At 44.4% G+C, this 25,989-nt stretch carries 23 protein-coding genes and 1 tRNA gene; all 24 read right to left on the bottom strand.

What is annotated here, in order from left to right:
- Positions 1-219 precede the first annotated feature (219 nt).
- Positions 220-600, bottom strand: coding sequence for a hypothetical protein (locus JXR81_04660; protein MBN2754140.1), 381 nt, complete (start codon positions 598-600; stop codon positions 220-222).
- Between the two features lie 58 nt (positions 601-658).
- Positions 659-1,603 carry a BatD family protein gene (locus JXR81_04655; protein MBN2754139.1) on the bottom strand — a complete coding sequence of 315 codons (945 nt, stop codon included), beginning with the start codon at positions 1,601-1,603 and terminating at the stop codon, positions 659-661.
- A gap of 16 nt (positions 1,604-1,619) precedes the next feature.
- Entirely contained in the window at positions 1,620-2,756 is a 1,137-nt protein-coding gene (locus JXR81_04650; protein ID MBN2754138.1) for a DUF362 domain-containing protein, read from the bottom strand.
- Between the two features lie 965 nt (positions 2,757-3,721).
- Positions 3,722-4,045, bottom strand: coding sequence for a hypothetical protein (locus JXR81_04645; protein ID MBN2754137.1), 324 nt, complete (start codon positions 4,043-4,045; stop codon positions 3,722-3,724).
- A 76-nt stretch (positions 4,046-4,121) separates the two neighbouring features.
- Complete coding sequence (locus JXR81_04640; GenBank protein MBN2754136.1) at positions 4,122-4,493, bottom strand: YraN family protein; 372 nt, start codon at positions 4,491-4,493, stop codon at positions 4,122-4,124.
- A 28-nt stretch (positions 4,494-4,521) separates the two neighbouring features.
- Positions 4,522-5,097, bottom strand: a complete 576-nt coding sequence (locus tag JXR81_04635) for a ribonuclease HII (protein ID MBN2754135.1) — start codon at positions 5,095-5,097, stop codon at positions 4,522-4,524.
- Between the two features lie 129 nt (positions 5,098-5,226).
- Positions 5,227-5,502 (bottom strand): hypothetical protein, encoded by a 276-nt coding sequence (locus JXR81_04630; protein ID MBN2754134.1) that lies wholly within the window; start codon positions 5,500-5,502, stop codon positions 5,227-5,229.
- Positions 5,502-5,867, bottom strand: a complete 366-nt coding sequence (gene rsfS / locus JXR81_04625; GenBank protein MBN2754133.1) for a ribosome silencing factor — start codon at positions 5,865-5,867, stop codon at positions 5,502-5,504. Before rsfS ends, JXR81_04630 begins: the two co-directional genes overlap by 1 nt.
- The gene (locus tag JXR81_04620; protein ID MBN2754132.1) at positions 5,864-6,586 is read right to left on the bottom strand and encodes a TonB family protein; all 723 of its coding nucleotides are present in this window, start codon (positions 6,584-6,586) and stop codon (positions 5,864-5,866) included. The genes rsfS and JXR81_04620 overlap by 4 nt, the downstream gene beginning before the upstream one ends.
- Entirely contained in the window at positions 6,583-7,014 is a 432-nt protein-coding gene (locus tag JXR81_04615) for a biopolymer transporter ExbD (GenBank protein MBN2754131.1), read from the bottom strand. The genes JXR81_04620 and JXR81_04615 overlap by 4 nt, the downstream gene beginning before the upstream one ends.
- Before the next feature lie 9 nt (positions 7,015-7,023).
- Entirely contained in the window at positions 7,024-7,638 is a 615-nt protein-coding gene (locus JXR81_04610) for a MotA/TolQ/ExbB proton channel family protein (protein ID MBN2754130.1), read from the bottom strand.
- Between the two features lie 34 nt (positions 7,639-7,672).
- Positions 7,673-9,358, bottom strand: a complete 1,686-nt coding sequence (locus tag JXR81_04605) for a TonB-dependent receptor (GenBank protein MBN2754129.1) — start codon at positions 9,356-9,358, stop codon at positions 7,673-7,675.
- Positions 9,355-12,351, bottom strand: coding sequence for a tetratricopeptide repeat protein (locus tag JXR81_04600; GenBank protein MBN2754128.1), 2,997 nt, complete (start codon positions 12,349-12,351; stop codon positions 9,355-9,357). Before JXR81_04600 ends, JXR81_04605 begins: the two co-directional genes overlap by 4 nt.
- Before the next feature lie 111 nt (positions 12,352-12,462).
- Complete coding sequence (locus tag JXR81_04595) at positions 12,463-12,900, bottom strand: LysM peptidoglycan-binding domain-containing protein (protein ID MBN2754127.1); 438 nt, start codon at positions 12,898-12,900, stop codon at positions 12,463-12,465.
- A gap of 421 nt (positions 12,901-13,321) precedes the next feature.
- Positions 13,322-13,396: transfer RNA gene (locus JXR81_04590), tRNA-Gly, on the bottom strand.
- A gap of 95 nt (positions 13,397-13,491) precedes the next feature.
- The gene (locus JXR81_04585; protein ID MBN2754126.1) at positions 13,492-14,316 is read right to left on the bottom strand and encodes a patatin-like phospholipase family protein; all 825 of its coding nucleotides are present in this window, start codon (positions 14,314-14,316) and stop codon (positions 13,492-13,494) included.
- Between the two features lie 11 nt (positions 14,317-14,327).
- Positions 14,328-15,152 carry an AAA family ATPase gene (locus JXR81_04580; GenBank protein ID MBN2754125.1) on the bottom strand — a complete coding sequence of 275 codons (825 nt, stop codon included), beginning with the start codon at positions 15,150-15,152 and terminating at the stop codon, positions 14,328-14,330.
- Between the two features lie 35 nt (positions 15,153-15,187).
- The gene (locus tag JXR81_04575; protein MBN2754124.1) at positions 15,188-17,485 is read right to left on the bottom strand and encodes a tetratricopeptide repeat protein; all 2,298 of its coding nucleotides are present in this window, start codon (positions 17,483-17,485) and stop codon (positions 15,188-15,190) included.
- 918 nt (positions 17,486-18,403) lie between these two features.
- Positions 18,404-19,465 (bottom strand): NAD(P)-dependent oxidoreductase, encoded by a 1,062-nt coding sequence (locus tag JXR81_04570; GenBank protein ID MBN2754123.1) that lies wholly within the window; start codon positions 19,463-19,465, stop codon positions 18,404-18,406.
- Positions 19,466-19,518: 53 nt separating this feature from the next.
- On the bottom strand, positions 19,519-20,508 hold the full coding sequence (locus JXR81_04565; protein ID MBN2754122.1) for a hypothetical protein: 990 nt from the start codon (positions 20,506-20,508) through the stop codon (positions 19,519-19,521).
- Positions 20,508-21,644, bottom strand: a complete 1,137-nt coding sequence (locus tag JXR81_04560) for a glycosyltransferase (protein MBN2754121.1) — start codon at positions 21,642-21,644, stop codon at positions 20,508-20,510. The genes JXR81_04565 and JXR81_04560 overlap by 1 nt, the downstream gene beginning before the upstream one ends.
- Positions 21,645-21,648: 4 nt before the next feature.
- Positions 21,649-22,449: a hypothetical protein gene (locus tag JXR81_04555; protein MBN2754120.1), complete on the bottom strand. Its 801-nt coding sequence runs from the start codon at positions 22,447-22,449 to the stop codon at positions 21,649-21,651.
- A 22-nt stretch (positions 22,450-22,471) separates the two neighbouring features.
- Positions 22,472-23,656, bottom strand: a complete 1,185-nt coding sequence (locus tag JXR81_04550; protein MBN2754119.1) for an ATP-binding protein — start codon at positions 23,654-23,656, stop codon at positions 22,472-22,474.
- A 502-nt stretch (positions 23,657-24,158) separates the two neighbouring features.
- Entirely contained in the window at positions 24,159-25,877 is a 1,719-nt protein-coding gene (locus JXR81_04545) for a hypothetical protein (protein ID MBN2754118.1), read from the bottom strand.
- Between the last annotated feature and the right edge of the window lie 112 nt (positions 25,878-25,989).

Below are 25,989 nucleotides of genomic sequence, written 5' to 3'. Positions count from 1 at the left end.
TGAGTTTACGATTAAGATGCAGCAAGAAACTGAAAAACAAGCACTTGGACTCCAGTTATGAGTGGTCCAGAAAAAGGGGTATGGTCATAAACACTTCATTTATATGGTATTGGTTAATCGTCTATGAATTAAACTCTTTATTTATGAGATATGGGATAATAGTTTATGGGATAACTACTTTACGTCCCTCCGTGCATCCGTCCCTCTGTCCCTCTGCCCTTATATTTCCGCTATCGCCTCTATTTCAATGTTAGCGCCTTTAGGAAGAGCGGCCACCTGGACAGTGCTTCTGGCAGGAAGGTCTTTTCCGAATTTTTCTTCCATTACTTCATTAACAAATTTAAAGTCAGCAAGATTGGTCATAAAAATTGTCATTTTTAAGACTTTATCAATTGAACTTCCTGCCTCTTTTAAAACAGCTTCCATATTTTCGAAAATAAGCCTTGTCTCTTTATGAATACCCTCTGTGGAAAGATGCCCGGTTTGTGTAACAATAGGAAGCTGTCCGGAAAGAAATAACAGATTGCCGCACTTTACCGCCTGCGAATACGCGCCTATCGGTTTTGGGGCATTGTCCGTAAAAATAATTTCTTTTGCCATAATTTCCTCCCTTTATTCATTTTTTTAATTATAGCATAAAAATTATACCTGTCAGTTTTTACGCGGTAATAATTACCTTTGCCTTTTCATATACTTCAACCGCTTCCGGAATTTCCGGCTTATAGTCCGCGAATTTTACAAGGTCGCACTCCTGCAGCAGTTCTTTTATTGACTGCGCTTCTTTTTTAGCGGCGCCGGCATTTTCCAGTTTTTTTATAATTTCCTGCGTGGTAAGTTCATTAAAGGAGACATTATACTTACCCGAAAGAAATAACCTTATTACCTCATAAGCTTCAAAGTAGAATAATTTTGGTTCAGTTTTAATAAAATCCGCGGCCGCGTCAAGCCTGTTTAGCGCGTCTTTCCTGAAATCCGTTATCTGCTGTTTTACCGGCTTTGGCTGTTTTTTGCCCTTTAACTTTTTAATTATAAAATAGGCAGCGGTTATAAGAATGGCAAGAAGTATCAGGTACGGCAGATATCTTTCAGGCCTGAAATCAAGGCTTACCCTGATTTCTTTAATCTGGCTGTTAATTACCGCTGTGGGTATGGCCGCCGGAATTGAAGCCGTAGGCTTTATCTGCTGCTGCCTGTTACCGCCCGACACGGTAATAACCACGGGTTTCGTTTCAATTGTTTCATACGCCTTTGTATCCGGATTCATAAAAGTAACTTTGGAAGGCTTAATTGTAACCTGCCCGCTTTTTACCGCGACAAGGACAAACTGCATTGATGTGGAAATTGAAGTCTGCCCGTTTATTATGTTAATTCTGCTGGATGACTGGCTGCCGGACATCCTGAAACCTTCAAAATCAGGCGGCGTTATTCTTGGGCTTTGCGAAGCGTCGCCTGTACGGCTGACCGAGACTGTGTATATGATGGAATCGCCCAGTACAGCTGTCTTTTTATCCGTATCAGCCACAGCTTCCACGGCAATGGCACCATATGCAAAAGCGGCCATAACAGAAATTAATAACAGGACCAATAAATATTTTTTCTTCACTTTACCCTCCAAATATTTAACTGAATTTATCTATAAGCATGGAAATAAGCGGCCTGGTTATCTTAATCGCTTTTTCCGGGCACATTTCATGACAGCAGTAGCATCTGATGCATTTATGATAATCGCATATCACGCCTTTCTCTTTACTTTCATATTTTAACGCATTTACGGGGCAGTGTGTTACGCAAATTTTGCATCCCGTGCACAATTTGACGCGAAATACGGGTTTAGGGGTTCCATGTTCCCTTATGAAATTTATAAGCCCGCGGAAAGCCGAACCCTTTGGCTCTCCGGGAGGAGCCTTTATTTTATGAAAAACCTCATTAATTTGATTGCCTTTGATTTCAAATTCAATATCCTTGCCGTTATTAACCGACTCTTTATATACATAATTAGTGTATATCTTATAGGGGTCAACCCCGGCCGTTTTTGCAACAGCCGTGTCCAGAGCAAAGCCGTCGGCAGACATGGCTACAAGCCCCATATTAAACGGCTTGCCGTCAGCGCCGGGCCCATTGCCTTCCATGGCAAGAATGCCGTCAAGGATATTTAACACCGGAAGTTTTGCCCTGTGAAGGTCCACAAGCATTTTCGCAAAAAGAAATTTGTCTTTTTCCGCCTTCGCGTGGTATTCCACTTTTTTTATGCCTGATATAAGGCCAAAAGTATTTTTAACGCACATGGACATGTACATAAGCATATGGGTCTTTAACTTAGGCAGGTTTATTATTTTATCCGCTTTCATAACCCTTGAATCAATCATAAAATTCCCGTATAAAAGCTGATTTTTCACATCCGCGCGCGTGTCAGGCTTGAACTCTATAATTTCAGCGCCTTCTTCGTCGCACACTTTTTTCATTCCATTTTTCGCGCAGGCTCCTATAAAGCTGCCATAACCGGGGCTGTCCCCCACTATTATCCTGCCGGCAAGCGGCTTTATAACCCTTATTACGGCGCGCAAAAATTCAGGGTGCGTAGTTATGGCTGTTTCCGGCGCTGCCGCGGCAAGGCAGTTGGGTTTTAAAAGGACAGTATCCCCTTTTACTATAAATTTTTCAATTCCGCCAAGCTCTTTGAAACCCTCTTGTATTACCGCTGTCAGCTTTGACAGTTCGTAATCTTCACATTTTTTCAGATATACAATAGGCGGCATAAATCCTCCGTTTAATTAATCCATTGAAGTAAAATATCATGAAGTTGAGGATTTGTAAATTGATAAAGACGTAAAGCCGGAAGGACGGAGGGACAGATGCACGGAGGGACGGAAGTAAGAACAAGCAGAAGCGAAATCTAAACAACGCGCCCTGAAAGGACGCGGCTACCAGGGCATACACCCAAGCCCGGTAAGGCCGAGGGACGGAGGGACAGATGCACGGAGGGACGGAAGTAGGAACAAGCAGAAGCGAAATCTAAACAACGCGCCCTGAAAGGACGCGGCTACCAGGGCATATACCCAAGCCCGGTAAGGCCGAGGGACGGAAGTAAAGGCAAAGATAAAACAAATATTGAAAATTCGAAATTGGAAAACTGGAAAGACAAAAGCAAAACAGGGGTTGGGTGTGTTTTTTCAGTGCGTGCCGCTTTAACCTACTGTGTACGCGGCAGGGGCTATTTAATGCAGCGGCGGCAAATTTGGATGTGCCTCGGGTTTACGGCTGCCAATGACGTTAACACACCGGCGATTTCAAGTTTATTTGGATACAAGAACACCAATTTGCGGCGCGTACTGAAAAAATACACCCAAGCCCTGTAAGGCAGAGGGACGGAGGGACAGATGCACGGATGGACGGAAGTAAGAACAAGCAGAAGCAAAATCTAAACAACGCGCCCTGAAAGGACGCGGCTACCACTACATATACCCAAGCCCTGTAAGGCAGAGGGACGGAGGGACAGATGCACGGAGGGACGGAAGTAAGAACAAACAGAAGCGAAATCTAAACAACGCGCCCTGAAAGGACGCGGCTACCACTACATATACCCAAGCCCTGTAAGGCAGAGGGACAGATGCACGGAGGGACGGAAGTAAGAACAAGCAGAAACAAAATCTAAACAACGCGCCCTGAAAGGACGCGGCTACCAGGGCAAAAAATCTAAAAACAAAGTATTTACTGTTTATTCTCAGTGGAACCTTGGTTCGGCGTGGTTGTCTATCTGGTCTTTTATCCCGTCAAGAATTTCATTTAATTCCCGCAGGTTTTCTTTGTCGCTTTTGCCGGCTACGGTAATGTGCATTCTGGTCCAGTAATCAGCGGCATACACCGCGGCTTTTTTGAATTCTATATCATTATTATAATACTCGTGCGTGGGAAATTCTTCCGGCCCGCCAAACTGAAGGCCTATTTCATACCCCTTTTCCACCGCTTCATTTACGCTTTTTTTAATGGCATTCGTGAATTTCTTCGGCTCGCTGACATTTAAAATCACTTCTTTCTCGGCGTTCATATTTAACACCTCCTGCCTTATTTACTCCCCATATAAATCATAACCGTAAAAAGGGCGTAAAGCAAGAACTGTACTTTCAGGATTCCTGAAAAGCGTCTTTTATAATCTCTATTTTTTCGCTGCCGCTGCCGTCGGGAAAAACCCCTGCCACATCAAAACGCACATAATTTTTATGAAAATTTTTTTCTAAGATGTACTGTTTTGCCCCCATTATTATCTTTTTCTGCTTTTTTCTGTCAACCGCCCCGAACGGGCTTAACCCGGTGGATTTTTTGCGGGCTTTTACCTCCACAAAAACAAGTATTTCACCTTTTCTCGCGATAATATCAAGTTCCGCGCCTTTAGCGTAATAATTCACGTCCAGTATTTCGTAACCTTCCTGCTTCATTTTTTCCGCGGTTTTCTGCTCGTAATAGTTTCCCTGCCGCCTTAAATTTACCCCGTCCATATGCACATTCCCCCTATGTGTTTATCTATTACTTATGTTTTGCCGCGATTGCCGCTACAGGTTTATAGCTTAACCTGTGTATCGCGCATACCCCCAGTTTATTTAAAGCCTCCGCGTGTTCTTTTGTCCCGTATCCTTTATGCTTTGCAAATCCATAACCGGGATACAGCCTGTCAAAATTTCTCATAACCCTGTCCCTGTAAACCTTTGCAAGTATTGAAGCGGCGGCCACTGACAGGCTTTTGGCGTCCCCGTCCACCACGGTTATGACATTATACCCCGGAAGGTCAGGCGCTTTATTTCCGTCAACAATCACCACATCAGGCTTTTTTGAAAGTTTCTCCACACAGCTTTTCATTCCGCTTAAAGTTATTGAAAGAATGTCAGAACGGTCAATAAGCTTTGAGGATATTTCCGATATGGAATACGTGTAGCATGCGTTAATGACAACCTGAAAAAGTTCTTCCCTTTTTTTCTCTGTTAATTTTTTGGAATCATTTACCGCGGATAATGTATCAATCCTGTCCGGGTCTATTACCGCGGCAGCCACCACCACCGGGCCCGCCCACGGGCCCCGTCCCGCTTCATCCACGCCGCATATCATGCCTTTATACTGCCTGTCAAATTCCGCCAGTTTTGGCAATTATTTCTCCTTATTATAATTCAGGTTGGGATTTATACGGTAATTTAAATTACTCTCCGCTGTATACGGGAAATTAATACCCTTAAATCTTCAGTGTTTTTTCTTTCCCGGGTCCGGGTCCATTTCAGAATAGACCCGCAGGTTTTCAACAGGCGCCGGAGCGTCGTCCTGAATCTCTTCAAAATCATCGTACAAATACATCTCTTCTTTTATGCCGTCAATTTCAAGTTTTTCCAGAACCGCTTCTTCAATAAATTTGCCCGGTTCTATGCCGTGCTCTTTGCAGTACTCTTTAAGTATGGCTATTATCCTGTCGTCAATCCTTATTGTCTTATCAGACGGCTGTTTCTTTTTTTTAACCGCCATTACTTTATTTCCTTTCTGCTTTTTTTGCCAAACACTTCTTTTTCACCCCAGAGTTTTTCAAGTGAATAATACAGCCTTGTGTCATTGTCAAAAATATGGACAAGCACATCGCCCGTATCCACCAGCATCCAGTTGGAATCGCCGCCTTTTTCCTTGTGCACAATAACGCCGCCGGCTTTCTGAACTTCATCTTCAGCGCTTTTAAAAAGCGCGGAAAGGTGCGTCTTGGAAGTGCCTGTGGCAATTATGAAGTAATCCCAGAACGGCGAAACTTCGCTTACGTCAAACACCCTTATGTCCATTGCTTTCTTGTCATCAAGCCCTTTAATGGCCGCGTCCACATTTACCGAACCGAATTTATTCATTTTTGCGCTCCAAATTTGAACAGCAGTATTCCCATCTGATCTTCCTGAGAAGACCCCGAGGGCAGCGGTTCAAATGATAGTTTTCTTGCCTGAGATACCGCCTGCCTGTCAAGGTCAGGATAACCGGATGTTCTTACAAGCCTTACGCTTCTGATTACGCCGGAAGGCATGACAATTAATTCCACAGCAAGTTCTGATTCTTCCGGAAGGTTTGCCGGAAAACGCCAGTCTATCTTCGCGTATTTTCTTGCTGACAGGGCGCCGGTTACTTCCGGATCGCCGCCCGCCACAGTTTCACCTTCATAAGCTTCTTCTTCGCGCCCTTCTGACGCTTCCGAAACATCTGCCGAAGCAGTCCTTAATTTTTCCCTGGAAATTCCCATATCAAGCTCTGATTTTTCGCGCTCTATTTTCTTAAGCAGTTCTTTTACATCGGGCTGTTTTTCCGCCGGCTTTGCCTGCTGCTGCGGCTTTTTTACAGGCTGCGGCTTTGCTGTTTCCGCGATTTTTTCCTGTTTCTCCGCCGCGCCAACCGCCGCTTTTTCTTCCATGCCCCTTATGCCGGCGTCTTTACCCAGGTCAATAAGCGTGACATCGGTGATAAGGGCCACTCTTTTTGCCGGCTGCTGAACCATTATCATGGTCATTATAATAATGACCACCGCGTGCAGCAGCATGGATATTCCCGCTGAAATCAGTTCGGTGCGTTCGTAGTTCATTGAACTTCCTGTGTTTTGTTATCATCAGGTATGGTGGAAACCGCAAGTTTATCGGCCCCCGCTTCCCTTGCCGCGCCCATAGCGGAAACTACGGCGCCGTGCCTGGCCGATTTATCGCCTTCAATTATTACGCGCGTATTTCCGGTTTCCTGTATCATTTTTTTAAGCTGCAAAACAAGGTCGCTTTCATTTGCGGCCCTGTTGCCGTTAAGAAAAAATTCTCCCGCGGCCGACACTCCGATTATAATATTCTTGTCAGGAAGCTCGTCCGTGGTTGCGTTGGCGGAAGGAAGGTTAATTTTTATGCTGCCCTGCATGATAAAAGGCGTCGTGACCATAAAAATAATTAAAAGCACCATCATAACGTCCACAAGCGGCACAACATTTATCTCTGAATTAAGCGTTTCCCTTTCCTTTTTTTTCAGCATAGCGCGGCCTTAATCCACAATGTCCGCAAGTTCAGACGCGGCGTTTATGGTTTCGGTTTCTGTATTATCAATTGCGCGTACAAATAAGTTGTACCCCACAACAGCCGGGATAGCCACAAAAATACCCATAGCCGTGGCCACAAGCGCTTCCGCGATGCCGTTAGCCACAACCGAAGGCCCGCCGCCCTGAGCAAGCGCCAGGTCCCTAAACGCCTTTATTATTCCAAGTATGGTTCCAAAGAGGCCCACAAAAGGCGAAACACTTCCCACCGTGGCAAGGACGCCAAGAAACTTCTGCATTCTTGACGCTTCATAATTAAGCGTCCTCTGCATGGCGGCTTCCATTTTTTCCCTGCCTTCGCCGGATGCTTCCAAACCTGCGCGAATCACCGCGCTTAAAGGGCCCGGCGTTGTCTGACACAGTGTAAGCACTCCCTGTTTATCCTTTTTGGCCAGCATCTTTCTTACCCTGTCCATAAAATCCTTTGCGTTCACTTTAACCCTTGAAAAGCATATTGCCCTGTCAATTATTATCCACCAGGACAGCACAGACACGCCAAGTAGAAAAAATACGGCAGCCCCGCCTTTAATAAAAAGCTGCCAGAACGATGTATCTCCAAACATTGGTTCCTCCTGAAAATATGTTTTTTTTGTTATTTTAAAAATTTATTTCCGCGCCAAGGCCAAGATTTATCCCCGGTTCTTTATAATAATACAATACATACTGAGAGTTATTCAACAGGTTATTTGCGTATCCAAACACCTTTATATTATCCGCTATTTTTTTGGAAAGCGATAAATCAAGCCCCAGGAAAGCCGGATTTTTAAAACCGTTTTTTCCGTAAGAAGCGGACTCTCCGCGGGCGCGGACAGAAGCCAGCCAGCCGTATTTTTCAAAACCGGCTTTTACAGAAAAAATATTGCCGGCAAAGTTATTGATTTTCGCGGATGCCTTAATAATGTGTTTGTAAGTGTATTCCGCGTTAAAGCTGAAATTGCCCGCCTTTAAAGTCTGCACGCTTATTCCCGCGTATGTATAGTCAATATCCGCGTTAACTAAAACAAAAGCGCCTTTTTCGGAGGATTCTTCATAATAACCGTAATCATCAGCGCTTTTCATTCCAAAAAAGATATCCGTATAAACTTCAAACAGATTAAGCGTCCCGCCTGCTTTTAAACTTATGTTTTCCGAAGGAATTCTGAAATCACGGTTTATATATGTATAATCCTGCGCCGCGGAATAATCCGGCGCGTTCATTTTTGGGTCAAATATAAAATAAAATTCCGCGACTGAAAATACCGGACAGTTAATATTAAGGTAAGGGCTTACCCTCATCGTGTTAATAATTAAAGCGTCATCCTGAAGCCTTATGCCAAGCATAAGCGATACGGGGTCAAAATTAAAAACGCTTTTTAACGCAAGGTCCATGTTAAACGCGCTTGGATAATTTTCGCCCGCGGAAAATATATTTGACAGCCTTGATTTAAAGGACGCAAAAGCCCTGACCCTGCGCCCCTGTTCTATTTCAAAGTCTTTCTCGGCATCAATGTGAACAGACCCTCTGTTTTCCCGGTATATTCCGCCGCCGCTTACGGAAGAAATATTTTCATGGCTGTACTTAAATCCCGCGTCATAAAAATAACCGTTAAGCTCGCCCGAATACAGCGCGGCAACAAAAGCGCTTCCGCGGTTAAGCTGGCTGCCGAAAAGATTGTCGGGGAAAGGATTAAGACGGGCGTTAAAACCCGCCCCTGCCGTATAATAAGCGTTAACGCTGCCGTGCGCCGCTGAAAACGACAGGTCCAAACCGCTGCTGCTAAGCCATGTCTTTCTGTCATTTACCGGTTCATTATCCCTGTTAAAATGAGAAAGCCTTGCCGTAAATGCCGAATTATCCCCCAGATTTTTTCCTGCCATGGCGTCAAGAAATAACGTACTCATTGACCCCATATACGCCTTTACCCTTCCGGCAAAATCACTTTCTTTTTCACGTACGCCGTGCAGTCCAAAAGCGCCGTCTTTAAGGTAATATTCCGGAATGCCCACTTTTTCTTTTTCATACAGGACATTTTTAACGTCCTGAAGGTTTTCAAGGGCCCTCATTTCCCTTTTCACCGTTATTTTTGTATCTATTTTCCCTTTAATCAGAATCTCCGGCGCTTTAAAATCAAAACCCTGCCCTTTTGTCACGGCAGGCGCGGGTTCATCAGCCCCTGCTTTATACTGCCCGTCCTTAAACTGCCCGGGCTGTTCATTGACGTCTTCAATTGTGTCTTCGGCGGCCGAAAAACATATAACCGCGTTAAAGATTATAATTATCATTAACATAATAAGTTTTTTCATTTTACCGCCCCGGAAGGCTTTACCGTCGGTTTTACGGCAGGAGCCGGATTTAAAAGTTTATACTGTTCTTCAAGAAGTTCCGCTCTCTTTTTTGCCACAGATATATATTTAACGTTTTTCGCGGATTTCACAATTTTATTGTACGCCGAAACAGCCGCTTTTAAATCCCCCTGTTTTTCATATATTTTTCCCGCCGCGTCAAGCGCGGGTACAAACCATTCTTCGTCCCGCGGAAAGTTTTCATAAACCTTAATAAAAGCCGCGGCCGCTTCGCTGTCTTTTCCCTGCGCCTGATATATATCGCCTGTCCAGAACTGCGCTTCCGCGGCTTTTTTACCTTTTGCGGCGGAAATTTTTTCAAATATTTTTATGGCCTCTTCGTACTTCTTTGTGTCCTGATAAAGGTACGCAAGGTTCATGTGCGCCCTTTCATGCAGTTTGCACCCCGGCATACCGTCAATTATGGCAAGGTACATTTTAACCGCGTTATCCATGTCTTCTATCCTTTTATACGACATGGCGGCATTAAAGTGTGATTCGCAGCTGTTTTCCGAATTGGGATACTTGCTGATAAAAAGCACGTAATTTTCCGCGGCGCTTTTGTAATCATGAAGCTTATAATAGGAATTCGCGGTCCTGAAAAGCGCTTTATCTGTAAATCCCGATTCCGGAAACTTTGTCATGATAACCCTGAAATCATTAATGGCCATCTGGTAGTTTCTAAGGTAATAATTTGAAACGCCGCTGAAATACCACGCGTTGTCCGCAAGTTCGTGTGAAGGGTATTTGGCCGTGAATTTCGCGAATTCCGATACCGCGGTTTCATACTTTGAAGAGTTGTAATAATGCTCCGCCACCCTGTACATTATTTCCGGCGCGTAGGAACTGCCGCTGTATTTTTCCAGAAACTGCCGCGACACTTCCACCGCTTTTTCAGTGTCTCCAAGCTGGTAATAAGACCACTGTATTCCGTACAGCGCTTCGGGCACCCTGTAATGTTCCGGATATTTTTCCACAAGCTCCCTGTACGAAACCACCGCCTGCGAATATTCCGCCTTATTATAGTAACTGTCGCCTTTTTTTAACAGCGCTTCCTGGTTAAGGTGCGTGTCGCCGTAATTTTTTATGACTTCATCAAAATTTTTAACCGCCGCGTCAAAATCATTCTTCCTGAAATACGCCCACCCTATCCTGAAATACGCTTCCGCTTTTTTTACCCTGTCAGTTGTCTTATTAAGATATTCGCGCCACATCAAAGCAGCGGAGTCAAAATCTTCCTTTCTGTACCTGCAGAAAGCCGCGTAAAACAGCGCTTCCTGTTTTATTTCCGCGGGCGCGTCTTTTGAAGACATCAGGGAGGAATATATCCCGTACGCCCTGTCAAATTCATACGCGCCATAAAGCGAATTGGCGCTCATAAAAAGCGCCCTTGCTTTCAATTCTTTATCCCCTGTAAGGCCCGCCTCTTTTGCCGCGCCGTCAAATTCCGGCCTTGCGGAATCAAACCTGTCAGCGGCGTAATGTATCCAGCCCAGCCCGTAACGCGCTTCCGCTTTTATTCCGGCCACATCGTCAAAATCATTTAACGCCTTCTTATAATACCGCGCGGCTTCTACGGGATTTTCTTTTTCAAAGTAAATATCCCCAAGCTTTACCGTACTTTTCGCTTTAAGGCCGCGTTCCGCTCTTTCATCCGACAATATCCCGTTATATACAGCCTCCGCGCTGTCCCTGTTTCCGTTATTGGAATCACACCACGCTCTCATAAACTTTGCGGTGTTGGCGTCTTCAGGATACCTGTTTTCAATAACGGAATATGTCTGCGCGGCTTCGGCAAACCTGTCCATAAGAGTATAAATTTCTGCCGTCATAAAATATGAAGCCCTTGTCAGCTCTTCAATACTGTATTTGTTTATAATTCCGGCGTAAAGGTTTAAAGCGCCGTAATATTCGCCCTGCTTCTGATTAAGATACGCCAGCGCATATTCCGAATACGCGGCGGGCAATGTGTCGGGATAATCTTTCATTACTTTTTCATACTGCGACACAGCGGCTTTGCCGTCATTTTTCGCTTCATAGCACAGCCCTTTTTTATATTCCGACCAGATGGACAGCATATCGCCCGGATAATTTCTGATTATGGCATCAAAGGCCGAAAACGCGCGGCCATACTCGGAAAGCATGAAATAATTCCACGCCCGGAAATATTCCGCCATGGCATTAAATTTTTTATCGTTTACTTTTTTGCCAAGCAGCGCATCACATATTTTCACCGCTTCTTTATACTGCTCAAGCGAATACAGCGTATTGGCGCGCCTGAATTCCGAATGATTTATTATTTCACTCTCAGGGTATTCATTTTTAACCCTGTCAAAGAACCTTAAAGATTCCTTTGCCAGCCTTGTTTTTTCAGCCCCGTCTGCCGCAAGCGACTGTTCATAGTACACCCGGCCCGTCATATAATAAGCGTAATCAAAGTGTTTGTAGTCAGTGTATTTTTCAAGCCTGCCAAGATAAGAAAGCGCGCCCTGATAATCGCCGGATAAAAACAGATTTTCCGCCGCAAGCAGGCAGGCATCCTTTGCGATATAGCTGTCAGGGTATTCTTCAAGCACAATACCGGCGTATTTTGCCGCTGACGTATAATCTTTAAGGTTAAAATAACACTCGGCCACCCTGTAATACAGTTCTTTGCGGAACTTATTTACATCCTGCGGATATTTCTGCGGGATGCTCATATACGCCGGCAGGGCTTTGGAATATTCGCCTTTTTTGTAAAAAGCTTCCGCCCTTACAAAATACGCGCTTCCCGCCAGAGCCGCTTCCGGGCGGTTTACAATAAAATTTTTAAGCAGGTTTTCAGCGATAGAAAAATTATTATTAAGGAAAAGCGAGTACGCGAAATCATACTCGTCCTGTTCCGTGGATGCGTACGCAAATATCCGCGCGCAAACAGCTGTGATAAACACACAGGTTAATAACAGTTTTTTCAAATTTTCCGCCTTTATTGTTTTTTGCCGTGCCTTCACTGACGGTACGTTAAAAAAGTAAAAAAGCCCCTATCTCACAAGAAGATAGGGGCTTTTTTATATGCCGCTTCCTGATTAATACTTTATAGGAAGTTTTTTCCTTGGTTCTGTGTGCGGTTCATAACGCGGTGTTTCTTTTGCTTTGCTTACCGCGTCGTCAATAACATCATCAGAATAATTCTGGTTGATTTCAAAGTTCTGCCTTGGATAAATTAAATCCGGATCTTCAATTAACGCCTTGTTGGCTTTATAAATAAGGGGCCACTTGAAAGAATCAGCGTATATTTTGCTTTTGCCGGATATTCTCCAAAGGCTGTCGCCGTTGCTGACCCTGTATTTTGAAAGTTTGCCCGATTTGCTGCTTGTAACCTTAACAGGCTCAGGCGCTTTTTCTTCCTCTTCTTCCGCGTATTCTTCATCAGAAGGAGGAGGAGGTACATCTTCGCTTTCTTCTTCTTCAGCCGGCGGCGGAACATCGCTGTCCGCAAATTCGTCAGCAGGAGGAGGGGGCATGTCATCGCCTGCAAATTCTTCCCCGCCAAAATCGTCTCCCGGCGGCGGCGGTATTTCGTCCCCGCCAAAGTCATCTCCCGGTGGAGGAGGCATATCATCGCCTGCAAAATCGTCTCCCGGCGGCGGCGGTATTTCGTCTCCGCCAAAGTCATCTCCCGGAGGAGGAGGCATATCGTCGCCTGCAAATTCATCCCCGCCAAAATCGTCTCCCGGCGGCGGCGGTATTTCGTCCCCGCCAAAATCATCTCCCGGGGGTAAAAGTTCTTCATCCGCGTCCGGCGGAGGCGGAAGGTCAAAATCATCCGCTGCAACCAAAACAGTGTTAACATTAAGCATTACAAGTAATGAGAAAAGAAAAAACATAATTCCAAACCTTTTCATAAGGTATCTCCCTCCTTAAATTGTTTTAAGGAATTTTTTATGGAGCGGGAAACGGGATTTGAACCCGCGACCCCCTCCTTGGCAAGGAGGTGCTCTACCACTGAGCTATTCCCGCTCTTCACAAAATTGTTCAGTTATTATATATTTATTTAACTTTATTGTCAAACTATTTTTGGCATTCCCGAAAATGTCTTATATATATGATAAAAACTAAAGCTGCTTTGTAAATATACCCTTAATCATACCCATAAAACTGCCTTTTCCGCTTAAAATTTTGGCAAGCGCTTCAACGGATTTTTCAGCGCTTCTTTCTCCCATTTTTATCAGGTCTTCCTTCCTGTGTATATCAAACGGCCCTATTCCCACAATCTCCGGAGAAATTGTAAAGTCCGCTTCGCCGCCCCTGCCTTCCCTTAACTTTGTGCTGTTTATTATGGCCACCTGCCAGCTTCTCCACACCAGGTTGAAAATATCCCTGTGTTTTGAAATATCCGTCCTGTTGCCCGCAAGCACGTCAACCGCTATTACAAAATCCGCGCCCATTTCCCTTGCGGCCGCCACAGGCACGTTGTCCACAATTCCGCCGTCTACACAAATAGCCCCGCCTATCATAGCCGGCGTAAAAATTCCCGGAATGCTGCAGCTTGCCCTTATAGCCGGGGCAATAGGCCCTTCTTTAATTACATGCCCGGACGCGGTTATAAGGTCAGTTACCACCGCGGCAAATTTCACCTTTGTATCCTGAATTTTTTTTACTTTAAAGTTTTTTTCAATGAAAGTTTCTATTTTATCAAGGTCTATAAGCCCTTCCTTGGGAATGGTAAGCGACGCAATATCGCTCCACTTGAATTCAAGCGCAAGTTTTTCAAACTCTTCAATTGTAAACCCCGATGCTATCGCGCCGCCCACAAGGCTTCCCACGCTGGTGCCCGTAATAATATCGGGTTTTATCCCGTATTTTTCAAAAACTTTTAAAACCCCTATGTGAGCGTAGCCGTACGCGGCTCCCCCGCCAAGTGCCAGGCCGATTTTCATAATTTCCCCTTTTATATTTTTCTTTTTAAACCCAGATCCTGACACACATGTTCTATTATTTCAAAATCAATCTTATCCCTTTTCATCAGATACGCCTCTAAAAGGGCATTATCACATATTGTGTTTATCAGGCGCGGGGTGCCGCCGGCGTATTCAAATATGGCATCCAGCGCCATATCGGAAAAAATATTATTTTCATTGCCGGCTACTTTCATCCTGTGGTTAATATAATTTATCGTCGTGCCCCTTTCCAGTTTCCGCAGCTTGAATTTTATCGCAATCCTCTGTTCCAGCGGCGGGTCAAGCGCTATGTTCTGTTCCAGTTCCGGCATGCCTATAAGGACAAGCGTTAAAAGTTTCCTTCCGGGAACTTCAAGGTTTAACAGCCCCCTGAACTCCTCAAAAATTTCCCTTGTTTTAAGCATGTTGGCTTCATCAATAAGAATAACGGCTTTCTTGCCTTCTTCGTAAAGGCCTAATAACCTTTGATACAGCTGAGGAAGAAGTTCTTCCTTTTTTTCCGCGGGATTCTTGATGCCTATCTGAAAAGCAATACGTTTTAAAAGCCACGACGCGGTAATTTCGGAATGCACTATGACAAGCAGCGATTCCACAAAAGAATCGTCATTTTCAAGTTTTTCAAGCACTTTTCTGGCAAGCAGCGTTTTGCCCGCGCCAATTTCCCCAAGCATCACCACAAGGCCTTTCATGGTCTCCGCGGCATGCATTATTTTCACCATGGCTTCCTGATGCATTTCACTGTCGTAATAAAACCTTGAATCAGGCGCGTTGGAAAAGGGCTGTTCTGTAAGTCCAAAATACTGTTCGTAACTCAATGTGACCTCCGAATGCCTGTTAGATTTTTTTTACGTTATATATAAGATACTTTGCTTTGTTTTTTTCCGGGTTCGGCTGTTTCTTCCTTTTTTGCCTGCAGGTTGTGCCTTTTCATTATATCCTCATATTTGCTTTTAGCTTCCGCGTTATCCGGCTCTTTTGCGGTTATTTTCTTAAGTATTTTTTCGGCTTCCGACATAAGCCCCTGCTTTATAAATATATCCGCCGCCATTACAGTGGCAAAATCCAGAACGCTTTCATCCGTTTCGGCGGCGTTTTGTCCGCGCGGGCTTTCTATGTAATCGCGTTTTCTCTCTTCGTCCGCGGTTTTCTTTCTATGTTCATCATCTTTCTTCTTTCTGTCCTCGTCGTCCCGTAAAAGGCTTTTTTCCGTTTCTTCTTTTTTCTTTCTGTTTTGTTCCTCTTCTTCCGCCCTTTTCTTTTTGTCTTCTTCCATTTTCTTCATCAGTTCCTGCTGCCGTTTCTTAACGTTTTCTTCTTCCTGCGCCCTTTTCTTCTTTTCAGATTCCAGTTCAGCGGTCAGTTCTTTCTGTTTTTTCTTTACCTCTTCCTCTTCTTTTTTTCTGTTTTCTTCTTCTTTCTGCTTTTTTATCTGTTCTTCTTTGGCCCGGGCCTGTTCGTCAACAACAGGTGCGGCCGGTATTCCGGCATACTGCGAATAAGCCGCATTAAGCTTTTTCTTTATATCAGGATTATTAGGGTCAAGAAGTATGGCTTTCTGAAAAAGTTCAATTCCTTCGTCAAAAGAACCGCTGTTTATGAAACTTTCCGCCATGGCTAAAAGCGCGGGAATATCTTCTTTTGTCTGTTCGTGCGCCTGCGCGGGCGTGTAATCTATTTTAATGTTTTCAATTGCGTCAGAAGGTTTAATTTTAGCATGCGGCTGTTCGGGCGCGGCAGGCATTGAAGGCAGGTCAAAAACCGGCATTTCCTGGCTTATAAAAACAGGCGGCGCCTGTTTTTCAATTACAGGTTCAACAGGCGGCTGCGGCGCCGAAAACTGCCGCGGTTCGGGAGCGCCCGATAATTTCTTCGCCCTGTTTACTATTTCTTTATTGGCCGGGTCATTTTCTTCCGCGCGCTTATATGCTTCCTGCGCCTTATCCGGCAGGTTCTCTTTTGTGTATATATCGGATATTTTTATGAATGTGTCCGCGGCTTCTTTCTTTTTCTTCATAAGCAGGTAAGTATCCGCAAGTTTCTGAAGCACTTCCAGATTTTCCGGTTCCGTAGAGAGCACATTATTTAAAGCGCCCACCGCTTTGTCATATTCCTGCTTTTTTGTGTGAATATTGGAAATCATTATATACTTTGCAACAGCTTCTTTTTTCTGCCCTTTTTTAAGCATAAGCTGCGCTATCATTTCATGAGCTTCGGTATTTTCCTCTTCAGCTTTGATTATTTTGGTGTATATGGAAAGCGCCTCGTCTGTCTGCCCAAGGTCATTGTGAATATTGGCCATTATCTGAAGGGCGCCCACGTGGTTTGCCTTGAATTTTAAAAGCATTTCCAGTTCTTTTTTTGCCTCGTCATACACTTTCTTGTGAAACAGGGCGGCGCCCTTAAAATAGTGCGCTTCTATGCTTTTAAATTCCACGGCTTTCTGCGCGAAAAATTCCGTGCGTTCTATATTCTGTTCTTTCCAGTAATATTCCGCCAGAAAAAGAAATTCCCTTTTGGCGTCGGAATCATTCCCTTCCCTTTCGTAAATCTCCGCTATTTTTTCCCTTACTTCAATGTTATCGGGCTGAATATCCATTATTTTCTGATAAATTGGAAGGGCTTTTTTATACATCCTTTTGTTAAAATATACTTCCACTATTTTTTCATAATAAGTCAGTGACTCTTTTTTGTCGCCTTTCTGAGCGTAAAGTTCCCCAAGTTTCTGATAGGTGTCAAGGCTTTCAGGGCTTATTTTTACAATTTCTTTGTACGCTTCAATTGCTTTGTCTGTTTCGCCGCTTTCAATAAGTTTGTCCGCTTCCGTGTGCTTTTTAATCATTATCTGGCGTTTTCTGTCGCTGTCATTTAATTTTGAAGAATCCAGCTGCCCGATTTTTTTATAGATTATCTGGGCTTTATCCGCCAGCCCCTGTTTTATGTGCGCTTCCGCGGCAATCATGTATTCCTGATAGGCAAGTTCGTCTTCGTTCTTCTTTTTATATACGTCCCCAAGCATGTTATGCGTTGTAAAATCGGTAGGGTCAAGCGCAAGCAGCTTTTTATACTCTACAATGGCTTTATCCCATCTGCCTTCCTGGGAATAAATCATAGCCATCTTTTTTATGTTTGCTTTATTATCTACAGCCATTTTTACCTCATAAAATAATGTATATTCAGGCATGGTTATAACCACGCTAAAGTTAAAAACTGACAAAAAACCTTCTATTGCGATTATATACCATGTAAAAGTCAAAGTAAAGGCAAAGAAAGGACGAAAAATCAGAGGGACGGAGGGACAAATGCACAGAGGGACGGAAGTAAGAACAAGCAGAAGCGAAATCTAAACAACGCGCCCTGAAAGGACGCGGCTACCATTATATAAATACATAAAACATAAAATCCGCGGACTAAAGACCCGCGTCTACCACTGCATACATACAAGCCCGATAAAACATAGGGTCGGAAGGAAAAGCAAAGATAAAACAAATATTGAAAATTCAAAATTCGAAAATTGGAAGAACAAAAGCAAAACAGGGGTTGGGTGTGTTTTTTCAGTGCGTGCCGCTCTAACCTACTGTGTATGCGGCAGGAGCTGTTTAATGCTTCGGCGGCAAATTTGGATGTGCCGCGGATTCACGGCTGCCAATGACGTTAACACACCGGCGATTTCAAGTTTGTTTGGATACAAGAACACCAATTTGCGGCGCGTACTGAAAAAATATACCCAAGCCCTGTAAAACGGAGGGACGGATGGTCAGATGCACGGAGGGACGGAAGTAAGAACAAGCAGAAACTAAATCTAAACAACGCGCCCTGAAAGGACGCGGCTACCGGGGCATATACCCAAGCCCGGTAAGACGGAGGGACGGAGGGACAGATGCACGGAGGGACGGAAGTAAGAACAAGCAGAAACTAAATCTAAACAACGCGCCCTGAAAGGACGCGGCTACCATTACATAAATACATAAAATCCGCGGGCTAAAGACCCGCGTCTACCAAACCGTAAACCTCTGCCGTTCCTTCCGTCCCTCCGTGCATCCGTCCCTCTGTCCCTCGGCTCTTTTCCCTACTTATTCTTATTTAAAAGTACCATTAATCCCTTAAACGGCGCAAGAATTCCCTGTTTCCATGCCACCCTGTGGGTGACGCCGCTTGCGCCTTTTACCTCTTTTTCGTGCTTTATGTACCATTCGTAAGAGTGTACAAGGGCGTCTGCTTCGGTAAACTTTGGCGACCAGCCAAGTTTTGTTTCCGCTTTTTCTATGGAGACAAAGGAGTCTTTATGCGCGGTGCCGTATACCCATTTGTAAAGCGGCGATATGCGCAGTATCCAGAATATTTCAAGAAAGAATATCAGAAGCCCTGCCGGCGTTTTCATGACGCGCGACTTGGAACCCACTCTGTTAAAGAATTCCTCAAGGTATTGTTTTACAGACGGGGTATTTTTCGCGCCCACGTTAAATGTGTCATTTGCTATTTCCGCGGGTTTTGTAAGCATAAGGTAAATTGCGTCCACCAGGTCCTGCACTTCTAAAAGTTCATACCTGTTATTGCCGTTGCCTATGCATGGGATTAACGCTCCCGCTTCCACCCAGTCATATAATATCTGGAAGACTCCAAGCCTTTCTGTCCCTATAAATGTTTTGGGCCTTACCACAGGCACTATCATGCCTTTTGCCCTGTACTCTTCGCATATTTTTTCCGCTGTTATCTTTGTTTCGCCGTAAGGCCCCACGCCTACAAGCGGGTCTGTTTCAAAAAGCGGGTGCTTTTCCGGCACGCCGTAAACAGCGGTGGAACTTACCTGTACCACCCTGTTGATATTGTTTGCTATTGCCGCTTCAAGCACATTTTTTATTCCGTCAACATTGGTGGAATAAATATCTTTTTTGCTCCACAGCGGAAGAGCTGCTGCCGCGTTTACCACCGCGTCATACCCTTTAAACGCTTCTTTTACAGCTTCAAAATTTCTTACATCCACTTTCTTGTATTCCACATTTGCCGCGTACTCTTCTTTTCTAAAAGTGTCAATGTCAAGCACAAGGATTTTTTCGTATTTATCCGCAAGTTTCTTGCAGAGATGAAACCCTAAAAATCCCGCGCCGCCGGTCACAACTAATTTTGCCATTTATAATTCCTCCTTTAATATGATGAATTATTATACAACACAACAAGCCCTGTTTAAAGCCCTGAAACAAGCTCCCCAATATCGCCCACGTATTCAAGGCCGGCGTTTTTGCCGGTGCCTGAAAAAATCACTTCACGGTTTTTACCGGCTTTTCTGCCGAATATAATGTTAAGTTCTGACTGAAGGCTTTCTTTTATCTTTGTGGACATACCGCCAAAAGACGGCGCCGCCAGAACAGCCCCGTCAGCGCGCTTTCCTGTCACTTCCATGAAATATTTTTTGTCTTCTATAGTAAAGTGAATGTTCTGTTCATCCGCCTTTAGCCCCGTAATTTTGGCGCCCAGATAAGTTGTAAACCTGTACACCGTTCCGTTTAAATAAAAACCGCACAAATACCCTGTAAAACTTTTTCCAAACCACGGTATTTTGGCTATTGAAACAAAGACAGACGCATCAGGGGATTCAAAATGGTTGGACTGCGCCCATATCCAGGACGAAGGCATAGAAGTTCCCCAGTCCTTTTCCATGTAGCCGCGCCCGTTATTCATATTATATTCATGGCCGTTAACAGTAATCGTACCTGTAATTGCATGGTCAAAACCCATGATGCCGTGGTAACATTCCATCCTTGGCACAAAAGCGTACCACCCCATAGCGCCGGGGGAAAAAAGCGAAACCGGCCACCCTGTCATGGCAGAATAAGACAGCTGCCCTTTTATTACCGCCTGCGGAGTGTCAATATCAAGTTTAATTCCCTGCTTTGTAAATTCGGACTTTCCTATATTTATCCTGAACTCTTTTTCATTATATTTAAATTCATCCGCGCCGTACCGGAAGTAATAAGCGGTTTTTTCCCTTGCGTTAAAGAACTGTATAAAACTGTGCGTGTCGCTTTTATTTACGATAGATATGCCGGGGATAACCGCAATGGCGGAGGAACTGTCCGCGCTTACGTTTTTGTAATACCACCCTTCAAAGTAATGCTTTTTGCGGCCAATACCCTGAAACATTTCCGGCGTATAAAACCTTTTTAACGCGCCCATTAAGACCCGCTTACCGCTTTATCATAAATTGTCCCCCATGAGAGTAAAGACGAGAATTCCAGGGCGTTTTTAAGGCAGACGGAATAAAATGCGTCATCGCTTAAAAGTTTCACACAGGCAGCCGCAAGCTCTTCCTTATTATATGCGCATACAACCCCCATAGGCCGGCGCCTTACTTCTTCCGCCACCCAAGGCACATCCGTTATAACCATTGGCAGGCCGCAGGCAAGGTATTCTTTGGGTTTGGTAGGGTCAGCGTACCAGGTGTAGTTGTTTTTGTCGTCAATATAAGGGGCAATGCTTATGCGGCGGTGAGGGATGTATTTAAACAATTCAGAATGGTTCATAAGGCCAAGAAATTTAACGCTGTTTTCAAGGTTAAGGCGCTTTGTCTGCTCTTTTAAAGCGTTTTCATAAGGCCCTGTTCCTATTATAAGCAACTGAGCGGTTGATACCTGTTTTAATATGGTATCCATGGCGTCTATCATTAACTGCACGCCCTTGGTTTCGTCAAGGTAGCTCATTAATACCATTGTTTTTTCTTTAATTTTTTCGCTTTCGAAAAATTTATCCACTTTATCAAGTTCAACACCTACAGGTACTATCTGAAAGTTATCCCCTTTAAGTTTAAACTTTTTCCTTTTGGCATCAGCCATCCGTTCCGACAGTATCCATACCGTGTCGCAATATTTAAGGCAGATGTAATCCAAAGTTTCATAGACAAAGTTGAATATGGGATTTTTAAACCGCCTGTCCATGTGGTCTATTACATAATAGCCGGTTTTTTTTGCCCTGCCGAAAAGCTTTAACATTACGGCAGACACCCCGTTTAAATTATCCACCGCCATAAAAAAATCACATTTATTCTTAAATCCGTATCCAAGATTAAAGAAAAAATCCCTTGTCCACTGAATTAAAAGATTACCGCTTTTTTTATGCCCGCTTTTAGTTGTTGTAAGCACGCCGTTGACATACACTTCGGCTTTAGAACCTTCCAGCCCGGTGTATGAAAAAGGGTGGGAGATAAACGTGAAAGTGCAATCCTGCGTCTGCATGTAATTTCTAAGCGCCTGCACCGGCCCATAAACTTCCGTAACATGCCCGGCTTCAATGATATGTTTGCCCTTAATATCCATTTGTTCACTTCCCGTTTATATAATGTTCTTTCACAAAACTTATAATATCCAAATAATCTTTTTTCATGTAAGGATCCTTTATTTGCTCTACAAAATTTTCCGCAGTATCAACATTACCGGAAAAAAGAAGCTGACCAAACCATTGAAACGGCTTCTCGCTATCCCGCGTATCAGAATTAATGTATTTTACCATTTCCTGAAAGACCTTTTCACTTGGACGCCTTTTTTTCATTAAATCGAAAGCCAGGGTGTATTTCCCATTTCTGTATGCATAAATAAGATCCGGATTAGGCCCGCACGACATACAATGATAATAACCCATATAAAAAGCGCTTTTAAATTTTATTTTCGCTGCCGGGTTAAAATCAAACGGATTGATTTGTACTTTATCTATTCCGCCCCTAGAACGAATATTAAATATTTTCTTAAATTCCTTTCCTAAAGTGTAGATATGAAACTCGCTGCACCTGTTGGGTGTTTCAAAAATTATTTCAGGTTCTCCATCACGGTTAATATCTTTCCCTGCATAATAAGCATTAACCCGCGTTTCTCCAGTATCTATTCCATGATCTTTTCTGACATCCAAAATTCTATTACCGTTTTTATAAATTATATAATTGTATAGTATATACTCATGACTGAGTTCTATCTTCTCAACTTCAATAAAATAATCCCCTATCTTGATACTTTGGTCCAAAGATCTGCAGTTTTTATTTTCAACTCCTGCCAGTAACTTATCCTTAAAAATAAATAAAACAAGTGAAATAATTACAGTTACAAATATTATCTTAATAAAGACTCTCATCAAGCCTCCGCTTATAAAATCATTATAATAATTCTTCGATATCGGTTTTAACAAACTCTTCAAAAGGTATTCCGCCTGTACCTACCAGGTATTTTTTATCAGTATTAAATGTTTTAGAAAACCGCTCAATACCCGGCGCTTTATGCTTTTTTCTGCCGCTTTTAACTTCAATGGCCGCAACTTTGCCTTTTTTGGCAAGCACAAAGTCAAGCTCGCCGGTTCCGTCTTCCCAGTAAAACAGTTCCAGCCCTTTTCCTTTAATGGAATTAAGCAGATGCGCGCCGATACAGCTTTCCGTAAGCCTTCCCCAGAATTCCGTGTCCGCCTTTGCCTCGCTGAATTTTAATTTGGACTGCACTGAAATTAAAGCATTGTCATATGCCTGAAATTTAGGGCTGGACCCCCTTTGCCTGACTTTCTGTCCGGAGTATTTATTAAGCCCGCAAATAATGCCCGCGCCTGACAGCAGGTCAAGATAATGCGCCAAAGTTGTTGTATTGCCCGCGTCCTGCAATTGCCCCATGATTTTTGTATAGGACAATACCTGCCCGGAATAAGAACACCCAAGTTCAAGCAGCCTGCGCAAAAGCGCCGGTTTATCAACCCTTGTCATCTGCAGTATATCCTTGGAAACCGTTGTTTCTATAAGAGATTCAGAGATATAGGAGCCCCACCTTGCGCTGTTATTTATAAGCACAGCAGCGCCGGGATAACCGCCGTAATATGTGTATTGGTCAAACGTGATTCCAAACGCGCTGTTCATTTCACCAAACGGCCAGTGTGAAGCGTATGACACTTCAAAACGGCCTGCAAGGCTGTCACCAAGCCCTTTTTGAATAAGCATGGAAGACGAACCCAAAAGCAGCACGTAAACAGAGGTTTTTGATTTTGTGTCTTCGTCCCACAGTTTTTTGACGGTTTCAGACCAACCGTTTATCTTCTGAACTTCATCTATTATAAGAAGCGCCTTTTTGCCGTTTTTACCCGCGGCGATTCTTGCGCTCTGCCACTGCTGTTCTATCCAGGAGGATGACTTGAATTCAGGCTCGTCACAGGAAACCGAATGCACCGGCATTTTAACGCTTTGGGCAAGCTGGGATGCAATTGTGGTCTTTCCCACCTGCCTCGGCCCGATAAGAACCTGCATAAAATGGCGCGGTTCGGCAAACCTTTTTAATAACTCCCCAAATATGGGCCTTTTGTACATACTAATTAATCTCCATTTTTACTCAATACGTTGAGTAGATTTACTCAATGCGTTGAGTAATTTTACTCAATATATTGAGTAAAGTCAAGCCCTTAAAATCCCCCAAAACCGTTCCTTATCTAGAACATACCAGACTATGAAAAGCGGACATTTCTATTTTGCATTAACAATAAGCTACGACAGAGCTTGGTGCCACCCCTTCAAAGCAAAAAGTAAATTTGTTTTAATCAGAAAAATAAATAAAAGCAGTTTACCTTCAACTTTTAAAGTCCGGCACCGGTTTTCTTTACTTCTTCTTTTTATACATATATACTTTTTCTGACAAAAAGCCAACCTGTAATCACCCATTCGGCAGAAAATCAGGCATATATGTGATATTTCTGACGCATATTATGCATATTATTCAAACAATCAACCTGCTATTTAGAAGAGCTATGTGCCGGACGTTGAAAGCAGAAAGTATACCCTCACCTGTCTAAAAACTGGCATCCGTGTTTTTATCCTATTGGCTCAGAGTCGACAGGCTTTGTCCGGCCTGTCCTGCGTTTCCTGCCGAAGTACCGCCTGCGCCGCCGGTGCCCTGCGTGCATGTTGTTCCGTTTAAAGTAAGTGTGGATGATTTATAATAAAGTGCAATAGACGGCCCACCGGCTCCGCCGCCGCCGCACCCTCCGTTTCCGCCTTTGCCTCCTATGCCTCCCGCGCTTGCCAGCGGATTGGACGCAATCTTCCCGCTTTCACCAAAAAGCCCCCCAAAACTTCCCATGCCTCCCGGTCCTCCTGCGCCTCCTGCTCCGCCTCCTGCCGAATATATATTACAGTTATTGACGGTTATATTTGACGATACGATAAATAGCCCAAATGAGCCTCCTCCGCCTTTGCCTCCTGTTCCACCCTGCCCGGCCGGGCCGCCCGAGCCTCCGCCGCCTCCGCCTGCACCGCTGTTATTCGGATAGCTTGACGCGCATGACGCCGAGCCTCCGCCGCCTCCTGCCCCGCCTGTGCCGTGCCCGCCTCTTATACCATTTGCGCCGTCGCTGCTGTTAAAATATGAAGTAACGCTTATGGAATTTAATCCGGCCGCGCCGTTGTTTCCGTTTATGCCGTTAATTCCGGGATATCCGGCAGTGCTGATGCCGTAACTTCCGCATGTGGAATAATACGGCCCTCCTGTTCCGCCTGCGGCTGCGCCCACGCTTGTTCCGTTATTTCCGTTAGCGTTTACAGTGGACGAGGCCACAACCCGTCCTCCTGCTCCTCCCGCGCCCCCGGATATATTTGTGTAGGTACTGTCAAAATTGGACGCTGACAGATTTCCACCTGCGCCGCCCGCGCCGGCCGTTGTTGAAGTAGTGCTTCCGTCGCCGCCATTTAAGCCGTTTACCGCCGCGGCGCCGTTTACGCCTGCCGCGCCCTGCGCGCCCGCAGCGCCTGCGCCTGCGTAAATATCGCAATTCTGCACGACCAGCCCCGGTGAATTATATACGTAAATGCCGTAATTAGAACCGCCGTCGGTGTACACGCCTGCAGTCTGTATTGTAAGATATTCAATTGTTGTCGCGGATGATATTCCGGATGCGGATACCGAAATCATCCTTCCCGCTGTTTCCACAGACGTGTAGATATATGTGCTTCTCTGCCCGGTATGCGACCAGTTCTCGTTAAACCCGCCTTTTATAGAAATGCCGTTTTCCAGGGAAAACTTGTCAAAGTATACTCCCTGCATTACAAATATTTTCGTTTTACCCGTTACTACCGCGCGCGATAACGCGTAACTTATCCGCGCAACAGGGCTGTATATTGACCCGTTTGAAGCCAGATCACTGCCGGCAGCCGAGACATATATGGCGTCAGGGTCATTATACACCTCACAACCGTCCGCGGAAATTCCGTTAAAATCCAAATAACCGCTGTTACATGTCCACACTCCCGGCCCGGACCAATAGGCGTTTGCAGGAGGCGCCGGCGTGTTTGTCTCTGTGCAGGTTGCCGTAACAGTTGCGGATGGAACAGCCAAAGTCGCGGTTTCTGTTATTGTCATGGTCTGCGTGACCGTAGGTGAGAATGACGTGTCCGGCAGAGCCGTATTTGAAGCAATGACTATAACAGTTTCCTTTATTACAACAGTCGTTGGATTTTGATTTTTACTGCAGCCCGCCAATAAAACCACGGCAATAACAACAAACGCCGCAATTAAAATCATGATCGTTTTTCTTTTCATCAACAGCCCTCCGGATAATCTTTTAATACGGATGATTATATCATAAAAATAATTGCTGTCAGCCCCCGCAGCAAATTTAGGGCTATGCCGCAGGAACTTTATTCTAAAAAGG

Source organism: Candidatus Goldiibacteriota bacterium, from assembly GCA_016937715.1.
GTDB lineage: Bacteria > Oederibacteriota > PGYV01 > PGYV01 > PGYV01 > PGYV01.
Note: the sequence above shows the minus strand (reverse complement) of the source record. Positions and strands in the feature narration are given on the sequence as shown.

Coding starts and splice junctions, on each gene's coding strand:
- JXR81_04570 (MBN2754123.1), bottom strand. CDS start 19,465: ATGGCAAAATTAGTTGTGACCGGCGGCGCGGGATTTTTAGGGTTTCAT.
- JXR81_04550 (MBN2754119.1), bottom strand. CDS start 23,656: ATGTACAAAAGGCCCATATTTGGGGAGTTATTAAAAAGGTTTGCCGAA.
- JXR81_04605 (MBN2754129.1), bottom strand. CDS start 9,358: ATGAAAAAACTTATTATGTTAATGATAATTATAATCTTTAACGCGGTT.
- JXR81_04650 (MBN2754138.1), bottom strand. CDS start 2,756: ATGCCGCCTATTGTATATCTGAAAAAATGTGAAGATTACGAACTGTCA.
- JXR81_04545 (MBN2754118.1), bottom strand. CDS start 25,877: ATGAAAAGAAAAACGATCATGATTTTAATTGCGGCGTTTGTTGTTATT.
- JXR81_04615 (MBN2754131.1), bottom strand. CDS start 7,014: ATGCTGAAAAAAAAGGAAAGGGAAACGCTTAATTCAGAGATAAATGTT.
- JXR81_04630 (MBN2754134.1), bottom strand. CDS start 5,502: ATGGCGGTTAAAAAAAAGAAACAGCCGTCTGATAAGACAATAAGGATT.
- JXR81_04585 (MBN2754126.1), bottom strand. CDS start 14,316: ATGAAAATCGGCCTGGCACTTGGCGGGGGAGCCGCGTACGGCTACGCT.
- JXR81_04595 (MBN2754127.1), bottom strand. CDS start 12,900: ATGCCCCCTCCTCCTGCTGACGAATTTGCGGACAGCGATGTTCCGCCG.
- JXR81_04640 (MBN2754136.1), bottom strand. CDS start 4,493: ATGGACGGGGTAAATTTAAGGCGGCAGGGAAACTATTACGAGCAGAAA.
- JXR81_04610 (MBN2754130.1), bottom strand. CDS start 7,638: ATGTTTGGAGATACATCGTTCTGGCAGCTTTTTATTAAAGGCGGGGCT.
- JXR81_04645 (MBN2754137.1), bottom strand. CDS start 4,045: ATGAACGCCGAGAAAGAAGTGATTTTAAATGTCAGCGAGCCGAAGAAA.
- JXR81_04575 (MBN2754124.1), bottom strand. CDS start 17,485: ATGGCTGTAGATAATAAAGCAAACATAAAAAAGATGGCTATGATTTAT.
- JXR81_04565 (MBN2754122.1), bottom strand. CDS start 20,508: ATGGGCGCGTTAAAAAGGTTTTATACGCCGGAAATGTTTCAGGGTATT.
- JXR81_04660 (MBN2754140.1), bottom strand. CDS start 600: ATGGCAAAAGAAATTATTTTTACGGACAATGCCCCAAAACCGATAGGC.
- JXR81_04555 (MBN2754120.1), bottom strand. CDS start 22,449: ATGAGAGTCTTTATTAAGATAATATTTGTAACTGTAATTATTTCACTT.
- rsfS (MBN2754133.1), bottom strand. CDS start 5,867: ATGAATAAATTCGGTTCGGTAAATGTGGACGCGGCCATTAAAGGGCTT.
- JXR81_04635 (MBN2754135.1), bottom strand. CDS start 5,097: ATGATATGCGGCGTGGATGAAGCGGGACGGGGCCCGTGGGCGGGCCCG.
- JXR81_04620 (MBN2754132.1), bottom strand. CDS start 6,586: ATGAACTACGAACGCACCGAACTGATTTCAGCGGGAATATCCATGCTG.
- JXR81_04560 (MBN2754121.1), bottom strand. CDS start 21,644: ATGGATATTAAGGGCAAACATATCATTGAAGCCGGGCATGTTACGGAA.